The organism is Pseudomonas sp. 8_5_2 (assembly GCF_059295255.1).
In genome coordinates this window covers 3,123,020-3,138,229 of the sequence record NZ_CM181238.1, presented here as the reverse complement: position 1 = coordinate 3,138,229, position 15,210 = coordinate 3,123,020, and the positions used below count along the sequence as shown (strand labels likewise).

Here is a 15,210-nt window from a genome sequence, read left to right as displayed (position 1 = left end):
TCGTCATTAAAATTTAGGTAGATTGAATGTGGGCAGAGACGGAATTGAAGGCAATCTGGGCGCACTCGGCCAAGCGGGTAGATCGATCCCGTCCGGGCGTAGCTTGCGGATAACCCATGACTTGGCCTCATCATAAAGCTGGTCTGCAATGTTGCCAGCAATGTTGGCGGTGGTTTCTTTCAGGTAGTTTTGCAGGTCCGCCGCCTTGATTTCGGTAAGTGTCTGGTGGAGTGATTCCAGATGGTCAGTTGCATAGCGCAACCCGGCTTTTACCGAATTTTTTATCCCGAAGTGGTTATCAAGAGCGTTCAAGCCAAGGCCTACCGCAAAGACGAAGAGTGCGCCTGCAATCACCGGCGCAGCGGCGGCGGTAAAGAATGTTCCCGCCAGCACAGCCGCTGCGTAGCCGACTGCTGTAGCAATGCCGGCCTTGATCAGTTCAACGCCGACGCCACCAAATAGATCGCTCATGATGTGTTCATCAGCGAACACCCATTCCGCGACTTCGATAGCGACTGCCACATAGCAGGATAATTTGAATCCTTTGATGGAGGAGCCACGAACACCATATTTACCGATACCCATGCTGATCAGCTTGGCGTTCTGGATGCCGTAGCGAGGCGCATCCAGCGTTTTGCGCAGGCCAGGGTAACCGGAGAGGACCACGTATTGCTTGCCGTTGCGCACGATGTAGCGCACTTTCGTGCCCAAGCCATTCATGTCGCGAATGAAACCAATGATATTTTTCGCATCCCACGCTGCCATTGCGCCGGGCACGCCCCAGGTGGTATTGACGAAAGTGTGGGGCAGGCCGTTGTAAGTAGACCTTATGCCTTGCCAGGTGCCAGTCAACCTATCGGCCTGTGTTCGGGTACACACCTGAAGTGGTTGCGTAGCACCCTGTGCTTTCTGGGCGAACTGGCCCTGAAAGTCTTCCACCGACATGATCACCATTTCCCGGTGATTCTGGTCCATGTCTCGGTCCAGTTGGCTGAGTTGGGCTTCACTCACGCTCATGGCAACGCTCCCTGATATTCGCTGTGTACGGCCTGGTAGCCAGGCGCAAGGAGCCTACACCCCAGACGTCAGCCAGATCAAACGGGGGGACATATTCCGATGTAATTAATCCAGGAAGCGTCTAATGGGAAATCGCTATCAGTTACCATTGGCGGAAGTGGCCTCTGCTCTTGATTCAGGGCTCTCTGGCTTATCGCCATCATTTGACAGCCCACGCCAAGCACGTTTTCATTGTTGGATTTCCAGCTTGATGCAGGATGCATTGATATGATTACGGATGCCCTTGAGTCGATGCTCACACAGCATCAACGCCTGTTCACCTTTGACTCACCTCTGCCCCCTGAGCAAGAGCTGCAACTCCTTAGCTTCAGTGGTCGCGAGGCCATTTCCGAGCTGTTCAGTTTCCAGGTAAACCTGATTTCCCAGGACGCCCGCATCGAGCTCAAGAAGCTGATCGGCAAGAAAGTCACGGTGGGCATCGCGCTCGCCGATGGCAGTACGCGCTACCTCAGCGCGCATGTTTCCGACTTCGTCCACACCGGTGCCGACGGTGGCATTGCCAACTACACCGCCGAGCTGGTGCCATGGATCTGGATTCTTAGCCGCCGCCGCGATTCACGTATCTTCCAGGACAAGACCACCGAGCAGATCGTCAAGGAAGTCTTCGCTTACTACCTGACGTTGGCCGAGCATGAGTTCCGTCTTAGCCAGCCCCTCAAGCCCATCAGCTACTGCACGCAGTATCAGGAATCGGACTTGAATTTCGTGCTGCGCCTGCTTGAACAGGAGGGGCTGTTCTTCACGTTCGAGCATTCTCAGGAAGGCCATCGCATGATCATCAGCGATGACAGCAGCATGCTGCCGCAGCTGGAGCGTCAGCCGCTGATCAGATACCACAGCGCCTCGGTAACCGAGACCGCTGACTCGATCACGGCGTGGTCCTCGGCGCGACGCATGCAGCCAACGCGCCTGGCCCTCAAGACGTTCGACTACAAGCAGCCTGGTAACCCGCATCTGGTGCAGCTGAACTCTGTCAACCAGCAGGGTGAGGTCGGCCAGTACGAGGTCTTCGAATACGAGGGCCTTTACGGCTACGCAGACTCCGATGAAGGTGTGCGCAAGGCACAGCGCAGGCTCGAGGCGATGGAAGTGGACGGCAAGACGTTCCATGGCCAGAGCAACTGCCGCGCGATGGAGGCCGGCCAGTACTTCGAGCTGAGCCAGCATTACGATCACGACAACGACGCCCCCGACGATCGCCAGTTTCTGCTGCTTTCCGTTACCCATTGGGGCCAGAACAACTACGCCAGCGACGGTGAAGCGGGCTATCGCAACAGCTTCAGCTGTATTCGTCGTAAAATCCCGTTCCGCCCCGCAGCGCATACACCGAAGGCTGGCATCAGCGGACCGCAGACAGCCATTGTGGTCGGCCCGCCCGGCGAGGAGATCTACACCGATGACCTGGGCAGGGTGAAGTTGCAGTTCCACTGGGACCGCAATGGGGAGTACAACGACCAGAGTTCCTGCTGGGTCCGCGTGGCCCAGTCAGGTGCCAGCGGCGGCTTCGGCAGTATCCAGATCCCGCGCGTCGGTGACGAAGTGGTGGTGGTGTTCCTCGACGGCAACCCCGACCGCCCGTTGATCATGGGCAGCCTCTACAACAGCAGCAACACGCCACCGTGGGCGCTGCCGGCCAACAAGACCCAAAGCGGTTTCCTGACGCGCTCGATGAAGGGCGACGGCGGTACAGCCAACTTCTTCCGCTTCGAAGACAAGGCCGGCGCCGAGCAGATCATCATGCACGCCGAGCGCAACATGGACACCGAGATCGAGCTGGATGAAACCCATGATGTGGGTAACAACCGCACGATTACGGTGGGTGGCACGCACACCGAAACCGTGAAGAAGGACACGGTAGTGCAAGTGACCGATGGCTCTTACACCTTGCAGGTCGACAACCAGTTCATCCAGATTGCCGCGAAGCAGCACATCATCCTGCAGGTGGGGGAAAGCAGCATCACCTTGACCCCGGAAGGCATCGAGATCAAGGGCAAGGCCATCGTCACCACCAGTACCGACACTACCCAGATCACCGGCGCCGCAGTGCGAATCAACGACTGAGGCGGGTTCATGCAAAAGACCTCGATCTACGACCGCCTCTCGGCCAAGCGCGAAGCGCAAGCGGAAGCTGCGCGGCTGGCAAGGCTCGCTGAACCCGCCAACATGCCCGAGCCTGCGCCCGAACCGCAACCACTGGCCACCGCGTTGCTGGACGTGGCCAGTGGCTTTACCTTCGCCGGTTTCCACCTGCAGTTTCCGGCCGGCTTTCGCTTCCGCGATATCCAGACCACCCTCGAGCATGAAGGCGAAGCGGTCAGCCTTCGCATCCGCCGTCGTGACGTCCGCCCCAGGCAGACGCTGGAGGCGTTGTTCGACGAGGCAATCAAGGCCCTGCGCGAATTGACCCCGCAGCTGCGCCTGATACGTCAGCGTGATTGCCACCTGGCTGGCCACCCGGCCAAGGTGCTGGACTTTCACTTCACTGCTGGTCATGAGCCTCGGCACGGTCGCCTGGTCGGCGCGTTGGTACCCGTAGCCGGCAGCGATTTGCAGCAATGGCTGGACATTTCCAGCGTGATAGACCCGAGCAAGCCAGGCCTGAGCCAATGGCTGGCAGATTTCGACCGTATGCTCGATGGCTTCGCGCCGGGCTGAACCCGTTCTTCTTTATCAGGAATTTCCATCGCATGGATTACGAGTTGCAGGAAGGCAGCATTGCGCTGCCGGCAGGTTTCGAGGACCGCACGGTCAACATGTTCGTCCTGGGTGCCAGTGTGCCCGCGCCCTTGAGCATTACCGTCTCGCGCGACACCTTGCTGCCTGACGAAGCGTTGCCGGCCTACGTTGATCGCCAGGTCAAAATGCTCACCTCCAAGCTGCGCGGCTACACCCGCATGGGCAACAAGGCTGTCGCGCTTGCGGCCAGCGCGCCTATCGCTGGCATCCAGATCGACGCCTACTACATGAACCAGGGCCGTCCGCTCTATCAGCGCCAGGCCGCCTTCATCATCAGCCCCGGGCGGGCGCTGATCTTCTCCACCACTGCACAGGCCGACTTCAGTGCCCAGCAGAACCAGGACTGGGACAACCTGCTGGCCAGCTTCACCCCGCGCCACCCGGTCGTGACCAGCCCCGAGCCCGGCGAACAGGAGTAACCCTCATGTTCGAAGCGGCCAGGTTCGGCGACGAGATATCGCACACAAGCGCCCTGGGGGGCTTCCTGATCGGAGCTGCCTTGGGTATCGCGCTGGTGGCCACGGTGGCCATCGCCACCTTCACTTGCGGGTTCGGCGTGGCCTTGCTGGCCGGCCTCGCAGCCGGTATCGGGGGCAGCTTGCTGACCGCTGCCGGAGAGGCGATAGGCAGTATGTTCTCGTCCCCCTCAGGGACCATAACCACTGCCTCACCCAACGTGTTCATCAACAGCCGCAAGGCTGCCCGCGTCGAAAAAAGCATCGGTGCCTGCGACAAGCACCCCGGGCCGGTGCAGATTGCCGAAGGCTCGACCAACGTCTTCATCAACAGCGTGGCCGCTGCGCGCAAGGGCGACAAGCTGACCTGCGGTGCGACCATCTCCGCAGGCTCGGACAACGTCATCATCGGCGGCGGTACCTACCGCTACCTGCCGGTGGACGATGAGATCCCGGAATGGCTGCGCACCACCGTGGATGTGCTGATGGCCATCGCCGGCGCTGCGGGCGGTATCGCCCAGCTGATCAAGGCCGGTACCCAGGCCGGCATGAAAGCTGTCATGCCCTGCGCCCTGAAGTTCACCGCAGGATTCGTCGCCGGTGAAGTCGCCAGCCGCTACGTGGTCGAACCGGTGGCGCGCAAGGCCATCGGTGGGCTGGTCGGCAATCCGGTCGACCTCACCACTGGCCGCAAACTGATCCCCGATGAAATCGACTTCAGCCTGCCGGGCCTGATGCCTATCGAGTGGTCGCGCTTCTATGCCAGCGACCTTACCGTCGACAGCGTACTCGGCCGCGGCTGGGTGCTGCCGTGGGAACAGAGCGTGCGCCGCCAGGCCTCGTTCATCTACCTTACCGATAACCAGGGCCGCGAAATCCCGTTCGTGGCCCTGCAACCGGGCGAGCGTATTTACAACCCCAACGAGCAGGTGTACCTGGTATGCACCGAGGGTGGCCACTACCTCCTGCAAACCCTCGACAACCTGTTCTTCTACTTCGGCGAAGTGCCGGACACCAACACCGAAGTGCCGCTGCAACGCATCGAGAACGCCCTCGGCCACTTCCTGCATTTCACCCGGACCCCCGACGGCACCCTGACCGACATCAGCGCCACCGGCGGCACCCGCGTGCACCTTCACTACGACAACCCGCTGGGCCGCCTGACCGATATCAAGCGCGTGGTCAACAACCAGGCGGTCGAAACGCTCACCCAGTACCGCTACGACGAACACGGCCAGCTGACTGCGGTAATCAACCGCAACGGCGACACCGTGCGCAGTTTCAGCTACGCCGAAGGCCTGATGGTGACCCACAGCAACGCCCTGGGGCTGGGCTGTCACTACCGCTGGGAAACGCTGGGCGATAAACCACGGGTGGTCGAGCACTGGACCAGCGACGGCGAACACTTCCATTTCCGCTACGACCTGGACGCGCGCACCAGCTGGGCCACCGACGTGCTCGGCCGCGAGCTGGAAGTGCAGTACAACGCCGACCACCGCGTGGTCGCCAGCCGTGACTACGGCGGCGAGCGGTACGCCATCGCGCTGGACGAGCAGGGCAACATGGTCGGCCTGAGCTTGCCAGACGGCAACCGCCTGGCCTTCAAGTACGACGAGTACGCCCGCCTGCTGGAAGAAACCGACCCGCTGGGCCGCAAGATCCAGTACGAATACCACCACCTGACCACGCTGGTGACCCAGGTCACCTACCCGGATGGCAGCACCTGGCAAGCGCGTTACGACGACAAGGGCAACCTGCTCGCCGAAATCGATGCCCTCGGCCAGATGACCGAATACCTCAACAGCGATGACGGCCTGCCGCACACCATCATCGATGCCACCTACAAGTCCAAGTACCTGTGGTGGAACACCCGGGCGCAGGTCGAGCGCTACCAGGATTGCTCGGGCAAGAGCACGTGGTACCGCTACGACGAGCGTCAGCACCTGGTGGCGGTGACCGATGCGCTGAACCAGACCACGACCCTGGAGCGCAAGCCCGACGGTGAAGTGCTGCGCATCCACCACCCGGACGGCACGGCGGAAACCTTCACCTACAACGTCTACGGCCAGGTACTCAGCCACACCGACGGCAAGGGCCAGACCACCCGCCTGCTGCGCACCGCCCGCGGCCTGCCCGGCAGCCGCCAGGATGCCAAGGGCCAGCGGGTGCGCTACGAATACGACAAGGCCATCCGCCTGACCGCACTGGTCAACGAGAACAACGCCACCTACAGCTTTGCCTACGACGCCTCGGATCGGCTGAGCGAAGAAGTGCGGGTCGACAACCTGACCCGACGCTTCAGTTACAACGTCGGTGGTCACCTTACGCGACTGGATGAGATTGGCTACGGCGACAATGCCGAGCGGCCAGAGCGGCATACGCTGTTCGAGCGCGACGCCATCGGGCGCTTGATCGCCAAGCTCAATCGCGATGCTCAGCAGCAGTTCAGCTATGACGACGCTGACCGGTTGCTCAGCATCGAGCGCCACCCGAGTGGTACCGGCAAGCAACTTGGGGTGACCGAAGAAAAGCTGGAATACGCCTACGACCTGCTGGGGCGGCTGACGAAAGAAATCACGCCTGATGGCACGCTGGGGTACGAGTACGACCCGCTCAGCAACCTGACCACCTTGACCCTGCCGGATGGGCGCAAGGTCAACCACCTGTACTACGGTAGCGGCCACCTGCACCAGTTGAACCTGGATGGCCAGGTGATCAGCGATATGGAGCGCGATGACCTGCACCGTGAGGTGTACCGCACCCAGGGCAAGCTCACCAGTTGCTTTGGTTATGACGCCATGGGTCGCAAGGCCTGGCAGTTTGCCTCGACCTTGCCCGCCGACAAGCTGTCGCAAGTGCACAACACCGGGGTGAATACCGCGCTGCTGGTGGAGCATGCCTACAACCCGATTCATCGGCGGTATCAGTACGACCCGGCGGGTGAACTGGTGCGCACGCTCGACAAGCTGCGTGGCGAGATCAAGTACGAATACGAAGCCAACGGCCAGTTGCGTAGCCGAGATACCGGCTCGCTGGTGGGTAGTGAAGAGTTCCGTTATGACGCAGCGGCGAACCGGCTGGACTTCAATGCGCGGCAGTTCGACAAGGTCAAGGACAACCGGATCAAGCGGTGGCGGGATCAGGAGTATCGCTATGACCCTTGGGGTAACCTGATTGAAAAGCGCTCGGGGACCGGCAAGCTGCAGACCTTTGCCTATGACTGCGAGAACCGGTTGGTGCGGGCTGAGACGCTGGTCAATGGCACGCTGGAGAGCACCGGGCAGTATCGGTATGACAGCCTCGGGCGGCGGGTAGCCAAGCAGGCTGAGATCAATGGTCAAGTGGAGCAGAAGCGCTTCCTTTGGCAAGGGTTAAGGATGCTGCGCGAGGAGACGCCGGGGCAGAGCATTCTCTACCTCTATGAGCCGGGTAGCTATGCGCCGTTGGCGCGGGTTGATCACGTTGAAGGGGAGGAGCGGAAGCTTTACTACTTCCATACAGACCAGATTGGTACGCCGTTGGAGATGACGGATAGCGATGGCAAGATCGTTTGGCAGGCGATCTATCGCTCGTGGGGGGCTGTAGAGCAGCTAGCCGTTAGTGAGGTCGAACAGAACCTACGCTTTCAAGGCCAGTATTATGATAGTGAAACGGGGCTGAACTACAACACGTTCCGATTCTATGAACCTGAAATTGGAAGGTTTGTCACACAAGACCCCATCGGTCTAGCAGGCGGGCATAATCTATATCAATATGCGCCTAGCCCTATCGGATGGATTGATGAACTAGGGCTGTCGTGTAATTCAGATGCCAAGCTTCTCCGAAAGGAGCTCGGGGTAAGTCCGCGAGGGGGAGGTCAGTATGATGCGCATCACATCGTGATGTCCAACTCAAAAGATATAAGAATGATTGCTCTTCGAAAGAAAATGGATGAATTTGACATCGATATCAACGACAAGCGTAATGGGATTTGGTTGCCCAACACAGAGTCTGCAAGGGTTCCAGGAACCACCGCCACACCTCACAAGGGCGCTGGTGTGCATGGTAAAGCATATAAGCAACATGTGTTTGATAAGCTCTCAGGAACGAACACCAGAGAGGATTTTCTCAGCGCACTTTCCGAGGTTAAGAAGTCGTTGTTTGATGGAATTTCATTTAAAACCATGAGGTAGATGTATGTTGATCGAAAATTTGAAGCACTTAAAGGATGAGGTTCTTGAGAGGTTTGAGGGCACTCACTTCATGGCCGTTTTCGAAACTGACTGTGAAGAGTGGTCAAAGGTTATGTGGTCGAAGGGCGTGGGTGTTTCCTTCATTCCGTACGAATTAGAAATGTCTGGCGTAAAACCAAGCAAGATGGTTGCAAAGGAGCCTGCAAACAAAAAAAATACTAATAGATACTTTTATTCTGGAACCCGTTTGAAGAGGGTTGAAATTTTCAATGCGAAGGGTGAGGTTCATGCCTTTGAGAGCTTTATTTATGAAGGCGATCGCATTTATTCGCTCAAAGTTAATCGTCACGGAGAACGCTTATGGCTAAAGGTAATTCACATAGAGCAAGGTGAAGTGCTTAGAGCTTGTAGGGTTGACTCCGATTCAGAATATTGGGCGTTTGGTTACGACTGGAGTGAAGGGTGTCTGCAGGAGATTCTAACGTATTCATCTAATAGCTTGCCGGGTGTAAAAATTTATCCGGTCTTCGATCAGGGTGAACTTGTTTCATTATACTCTATATTTGGCGAGGAAAGAATAGTAATTTATGATGGTCGGTAATTTTTTTGCGCCACACATCGCTCTAAGTTCGTGGTTTTTGCCGAGGGTGTGTATTGGTCCGAAATTGATATTCGACTCAGTGACCTTGGCTAGATAAATGTCGCAGTAACTGTTTCTGGTGATGGTGATGGTGATGCTGAAGGTGAAAAGTATGTGATAATGACTCGTATAGATGATGAAGATAATTCGAGTTTAGATATCTGTGTCGGCTTGCAAACCTATGAGGCAAGCGGGTTCTATAAAGAAGGCAGTGGAGGAAGAGAGTGGCGTTAGAGTTGGGGTTAAGCCGAAACTCATCAAGCATTACGCTGGCTTAACTGTCCTTGCTAAATTTGATAGTGGCTTATTAGAATTTGGGGTGAAAGAAACTTCCTTACGAAAAACTTTGCAAGTGCGTTTCAATGGCAGTATCAGTGGGAGTGATGTTTGTGGCCCTCCAACCGGGCGATGCAGCGAGTAGGTCTACTTCGAGTGCACCAAAGGTGGCCACTACTGCAGACCCTCGACAACCGGTTCTCCGACGGCACACTTGGCTACGACTACGCCCCGGTCAGCAGACTGACCACACTGACCTTGACGGATAGTCGCAAGGTCAACCCCTCCTAGATGGCTAGGTGATGCGCGACATGGAGAGTGATGACCTGTGCCGCGAGGTGTAACAAACCCAAGGCAAGCTCTCGAGAGCCCTTAAAGTGAGCAAATTCGTTGTGAATGAATCACAGGACGGCTGCCATGATTCTCAATGAAAACAAATGTTACGTAATGCAGTATCAGCCTGTCGGCAAAGGGTGTCCTTCTAGTCTGGTAGGATTTTTTAATTGTGATAGCTATGAGTGGTCTCCGTATGAGATGCATCCAGAGGCATTGAGTATAAGGAAGCAATATCGACTCGCTTTATCGGATCTAGAGATAGATCTCGATTTACTTGATTTTGATTTTTATCAACTAGGGTCGACTTATGTCTCTCGAAATTTTTTAGAAGTGTGCGATGCTCTTAAGGTAAAATATAGAGCGGTACCCCTTGAGATTTCCCTAAAGGGGAGGGTTGCAGCGGGTGAGTACTTTATATTTCTACCGGGCGAAAGCTTATCAGCTCTAGATACATCGCTTTCAGTATATGAAGTGGCTAAAGATCTAGAAACTGGAGCCGTCATTCAAAGCCCGCTTTATCCAGGTGCCGTTAGCATTAGTAAAATTGATTTGTTTGTTCTGACCGATTCTGTTGATAGTGACGTCTTTCGCTGTCAAGAAACATTGCAGCTGCTCTGCAGTGAGCGTTTCAAGCATGCCGCAAGCCTTCTAAAAGGGATTTCATTTCTGCCTGTAGATGAAAACTATAGATATGATCCATGGGCAGAGCTTGACGATTTATAATGTTGTGATCAATCTATCTTAACAGGCTTGGGGCGAAAAGCATTTTAATTTCATGGAAGCCTTCACGCTCTTCAAAAAAGCCAAGTTATTGCCATGGATTTATCAGTAGTTTGATGAGTCGGGTTGAAAGGGGGGCGACGAGTTGTTGCATGCTTGTATTTTTGGCTAATCACAGAGTTGATGGCTTAGCTCTTTAAGAATGTAGGTGCGGAGGTGGCTGCCAACGTTGTCTCAGTCACTTCCGATTTGCTGTTGGTTAAGGGGAATGGCTGCTCTGATCTCGGAAGACCACTGCATTCGGTAATGCCTGCTCGAGGAAACCGACCCGCTGGTCCGCAAGATCCAGTACGAATACCACCACCTGACCCTTAGTGAGTTGAATAAAGTCAATTCGGAAATTTATCGTGGGGTTTTCTAGAATCGGAGAATTAAGAAATGTATAGCCTAAAAGATCTCGAGAAAAGATTTTCCGAAATTGATTCAAAAAAGAGTATTACTTAGACGCTTATTTGTCGGAGGCCCAATCCAGGTTGCGCGACACCGTAATCAGTAAAGGTCCGCTTTATAATTCTCGCCCGTATGAAGCGGAGCGGGCTGGCTTTAAGAGGGGTAAGCAGTAAAAAAAAGTCCCGGCCAGCATAAAAAATACTCATATTTACCATTTTGATGAATGGGCCAGGATTTTATTTGTTGAAATCTATGGTCAGTCTGAGAATATAATAAACAAAGAGTTTTACAATTATGGTGACGATTATGTCGAGCGCGCTTACTTTACTAGCGCGGGAAAGTTGAGGAGCGTGTCTGTTTCGTTGCTTAAGGGTGATACAGTCGTGAGAGATCTGAATTGGGGGGAGTATGGGTGTAGTGACTCTAGCTATATTTATGTTGGTCAGGTGCTTGATAAAATTATCGTGCAGCAAAAAGAACATGTAGAATCTTCTTTTAGTGATTTTGAGGTGCGCTTTGAGTACGGTGACGAAGGATTGTTGCGGATAACAAATGTTTGTTCTAATGGCTACGAAGAGCAGCGCTTTCCTTAATTTGCCTTGCCTTGCTAGATCTTGACTTGCAGGGGAGTTTCTTATTTGTGCGGGCTGGATGGGGAGGCTTTTGTGCTTGCTTTGTGAAAGATGATGAAAAAGTGGTCGAAATTTAATTTGTTAATTTTTTATCGCTGGGTGTATTCATTGCTTTCGCCACCTCAAGCAGTCCGCGGTAGGTCACTTGTAAGGCGTTGCTTCTCGAGATGCTTCTTGGATAGTACGCGTGGCCAATGTTCGGCGAAGTCCGTTGTGCAACTCTGGTGATGTTAAGTGGATCAAAGTCGCAATAAGCAGGTTCTTTAACATGTATTACTTTGTCTGGCTCTGCTTGGGCATATGCAACAGTAAAGACCTTTTGACGGGTCGTTATTGAGTAAGTGTTTTTTTGTGCATAAGGGCTGAGATATTTAGTTTACACAAAAACTGCACAATATCTCCTGCAAACCCTCGACAACCTGATCTTCTATTCAGCGAAGTACCCGACAGCAAGACCGAAGTGCTGCTGCAACGCATCGAGAACGCCTTCGTCTGCTTCCTGCATTTCACCCGCACGCCTGATACTTAGCCACACCGACGGCAAGGGCAAGACCACCCACCGCATGCTGCGCGCCGCCGCGGCCTGCTCTGCAGCCGCCATAGGGAATATCCGGCAGAAGCTTCTGGATGCTCTTAGAAACTCAAACTGGAAAGAAATTTTTGGGTAATTATGAAATATTATTCTATAGCTCAGAGTGATGATTTTAAGACGCTTGTCGGAAAGCAGGAAGAGCTGGCCTTGCATGAAGCCGCGGAACAGTATGCTTTCGGCAAGGATGCCACCGCTGTATTTTCCAGGCAGTATGAGTTGGAGTTTAACTCTGATGACAAAAGGAAGAAAGATGGTGCTGATGTATTCACATTTTTTAAACCTGTACTTATTTTGACGTCGAAGGCTAGGGAACTACTAAAGTCAATAGCTCCAGAGTCTTTTCTGGATATACATGTCCGATCTCCAAATCCAGATCATTTAGGTGTGGTGGTTGATGCGAAACTTGTCGGTGCTTTTAATAGAGAACTGTCGGAGTTTGATGAGTATCCCAATGGTTTGGTTGTGTACAAACTTGTGTTGAATCGTCTGGTGGTGCAAGGGTACGATGTGTTCCGCGTGGACGAAAATCCGCTTTCTATTTATGTGTCTGATAGATTTTTAGAAGCGGCGGAGGGGGTCGACTTGAAGGGTTTGGATTTCAAGGAGGTTAGGGCGTTGTGATTAGTGTTGTAAATTGTACGTGTTTACAATCGATCTTTAACAATCCAGAGTAGGGGACTGAAGCGCAAACCTCAGTCCTATTGGCGAAATGCCAGGCATCAACACTGAGGTGCTGCTGCGCCGCGCGAAAGCGCCCCTAGCCATTTGCATCTCAGCTGGTTCCTGACCGACATCAAGTGCGCGGCCGACATACTATGTTCGAGCGTGACCCCTTGGCCGCTTGATCGCCAAGCATCATTCGCGATTGACGACGGCGACCGGTTGATCAGTACCGAGCGCTACCCCAGTGGCATCGGCAAGCAGATCGGGGTTACCGAAGAAAAGCTGGAATACACCTACGACCTGCTGGGCCGGCTGACGCAGGAAATCACACCCGATGGGGCGTTGGGCTACGAGTACGACCCGCTCAGCAACCTGACCACGCTGACCCTGCCGGATGGGCGCAAGGTCAACCACCTGTATTACGGCAGCGGTCACCTGCACCAGCTGAACCTGGATGGCCAGGTGATCAGCGACATGGAGCGCGACGACCTGCACCGCGAGGTGTACCGGACCCAGGGCAAACTCACCAGTTGCTTTGGCTATGACGCCATGGGGCGCAAGGCCTGGCAGTTTGCCTCGACCTTGCCCGCCGACAAGCTGTCGCAGGTGCACAACACCGGGGTGAATACCGCGCTGCTGGTGGAGCATGCCTACAACCCTATTCACCGCCGTTACCAATACGACCCGGCGGGTGAACTGGTGCGCACGCTGGACAAGCTGCGCGGTGAGATCCACTACGAGTACGAAGCCAACGGTCAGTTGCGTAGCCGAGATACCGGTTCGCTGGTGGGTAGCGAAGTGTTTCGTTATGACGCAGCGGCGAACCGGCTGGACTTCAATGCGCGACAGTTTGACAAGGTTAAGGACAACCGGATCAAGCAGTGGCGCGATCAGGAGTATCGCTATGATCCTTGGGGCAACCTGATCGAAAAGCGTTCGGGGACCGGCAAGCTGCAGACCTTTGCCTACGACTGCGAGAACCGGTTGGTGCGGGCGGAGACGCTGGTTAATGGCAAGCTGGAAAGCCGGGGTGAGTATCGCTATGACAGCTTAGGGCGCCGGGTAGCCAAGCAGGCTGAGATCAATGGCCAGGTCGAGCAGAAGCGCTTTCTGTGGCAAGGATGCTGCGCGAGGAGACGCCGGGGCAGAGCATTCTCTACCTGTATGAGCCAGGTACCTATGCGCCATTAGCCAGGGTTGATCAGTTAGAAGGCGAAGAGCAAAAACTCTACTACTTCCATACGGATCAGATTGGTACGCCGCTGGAGTTGACGGACAGTGATGGGAGGGTTGTCTGGCAGGCTAGGTATCGTTCGTGGGGCGAGCTAGAAGAGCTTACGGTTAACGAGGTTGAGCAGGATCTTAGGTCTCAAGGACAGTACTTTGATTCCGAAAGTTGCTTGCATTACAATACGTTTCGTTACTACGACGCCCAAGTAGGCCGATTTATAACTCAGGATCCGGTTGGGTTGGTGGGAGGAATTAATCTCTATCAATATGCGCCGGAGCCGAACGGGTGGGTAGATCCATTAGGTCTAACTTGCGGTAAGTTAAATGATAAAATTATTTCGGAGGCGAATCAGGTCGCCGCTTCCGGTGGCAATATCACGGCGCAGCAAGCTGCAATATTGAAGGGGAACTTGCCGATTGTGCAGCGCCGTAGCGTCTTCCAAAACCAAGTGGCTCGAAAAGAGTTTGTTCGGGATCAGGATTACTTGATGAAACAGTGGGAGGCTCATACAGGGCGAGTTTGGCCAGAAGGGGCCACGCCTCACCATATTATCCCATTGGAAAGTGGGGGAGCAAATAAATGGTGGAATCTTATGCCAACGAGAGGTAAGCTGCCTAATCACTCACTTCCCGGAATTCCTGGGCCGCACGCCGCCGGTGGTGTATTGAGAACGACAATTCAGCAGAGTCGAAAAGCTTTGCCGCCAGGTACGATAACAGATATGAGATTTTAATATGTTGGACGTCGAAAAGTTGATTGATGATATAGCACAAACAGATTTTTTCTCAAATATGGGTAAGGCTCCTGATGTGGTTGAGGGGGTTGTGTATATAGAGAGCGTGTTCAGGGTTTTTATTGAACCGCTAGAATCTGATTTTGCAGGTTCCTACAAAGACTTGGAGTGGCTGCCAACTACGCCTACTCAAGATGATCCGTTCAATTCGTTTCCTAAGCCACCTAAAGAATTAGCTGATGCAAGGCTTAAGGTTAGTAAGGCAGTTATGCAGTCGGTTAAGGGGGTGGCGAAAGATAAATTTGTATTTGGCGCGCATGACTTCAGTCTGGCTGCTAGAAATGCAGCTTGCTTTGCATTTCGACAATATGTTTCTCAAGTTTATTATGGGGATGATGGTGCGTGGTCAAAAATAGTAGGGCTTTATTTTTCAGGTAGATGGCCTGTTGGGTATGCGGGCGACAAATTAATTGTTATATAAGCAGCGTTTGCATTTC

General features: G+C 54.3%; 10 protein-coding genes and 1 pseudogene. 10 read left to right on the top strand and 1 reads right to left on the bottom strand.

Annotated elements, in window-relative coordinates; all coding sequences use genetic code 11:
* Positions 1-6: 6 nt before the first annotated feature.
* Positions 7-1,017 carry a hypothetical protein gene (locus tag AC5O5R_RS14405; RefSeq protein WP_172221744.1) on the bottom strand — a complete coding sequence of 337 codons (1,011 nt, stop codon included), beginning with the start codon at positions 1,015-1,017 and terminating at the stop codon, positions 7-9.
* 267 nt (positions 1,018-1,284) lie between these two features.
* Here AC5O5R_RS14405 and AC5O5R_RS14400 point away from each other — a divergent pair, with 267 nt between their 5' ends.
* From AC5O5R_RS14400 to AC5O5R_RS14355, 10 genes and pseudogenes are all read left to right on the top strand, one after another.
* Complete coding sequence (locus tag AC5O5R_RS14400) at positions 1,285-3,138, top strand: type VI secretion system Vgr family protein (protein ID WP_172221747.1); 1,854 nt, start codon at positions 1,285-1,287, stop codon at positions 3,136-3,138.
* A gap of 9 nt (positions 3,139-3,147) precedes the next feature.
* Positions 3,148-3,732 (top strand): DcrB-related protein, encoded by a 585-nt coding sequence (locus tag AC5O5R_RS14395; protein WP_172221750.1) that lies wholly within the window; start codon positions 3,148-3,150, stop codon positions 3,730-3,732.
* A gap of 32 nt (positions 3,733-3,764) precedes the next feature.
* Complete coding sequence (locus AC5O5R_RS14390; RefSeq protein WP_172221753.1) at positions 3,765-4,232, top strand: DcrB-related protein; 468 nt, start codon at positions 3,765-3,767, stop codon at positions 4,230-4,232.
* Between the two features lie 5 nt (positions 4,233-4,237).
* Positions 4,238-8,440: an RHS repeat-associated core domain-containing protein gene (locus tag AC5O5R_RS14385; protein ID WP_494514468.1), complete on the top strand. Its 4,203-nt coding sequence runs from the start codon at positions 4,238-4,240 to the stop codon at positions 8,438-8,440.
* Between the two features lie 4 nt (positions 8,441-8,444).
* Positions 8,445-9,041, top strand: a complete 597-nt coding sequence (locus AC5O5R_RS14380; protein WP_172228618.1) for a hypothetical protein — start codon at positions 8,445-8,447, stop codon at positions 9,039-9,041.
* Between the two features lie 732 nt (positions 9,042-9,773).
* On the top strand, positions 9,774-10,415 hold the full coding sequence (locus AC5O5R_RS14375) for an imm11 family protein (protein WP_256678504.1): 642 nt from the start codon (positions 9,774-9,776) through the stop codon (positions 10,413-10,415).
* Between the two features lie 830 nt (positions 10,416-11,245).
* The gene (locus AC5O5R_RS14370; RefSeq protein ID WP_218584566.1) at positions 11,246-11,455 is read left to right on the top strand and encodes a hypothetical protein; all 210 of its coding nucleotides are present in this window, start codon (positions 11,246-11,248) and stop codon (positions 11,453-11,455) included.
* Positions 11,456-12,164: 709 nt separating this feature from the next.
* Positions 12,165-12,707 (top strand): imm11 family protein, encoded by a 543-nt coding sequence (locus AC5O5R_RS14365; protein ID WP_494514467.1) that lies wholly within the window; start codon positions 12,165-12,167, stop codon positions 12,705-12,707.
* A 176-nt stretch (positions 12,708-12,883) separates the two neighbouring features.
* Positions 12,884-14,293 (top strand): annotated as a pseudogene (locus tag AC5O5R_RS14360) (RHS repeat-associated core domain-containing protein); the annotation flags it as partial.
* A gap of 421 nt (positions 14,294-14,714) precedes the next feature.
* Positions 14,715-15,194, top strand: coding sequence for a hypothetical protein (locus AC5O5R_RS14355; protein WP_256678505.1), 480 nt, complete (start codon positions 14,715-14,717; stop codon positions 15,192-15,194).
* The last annotated feature ends 16 nt before the right edge of the window (positions 15,195-15,210 follow it).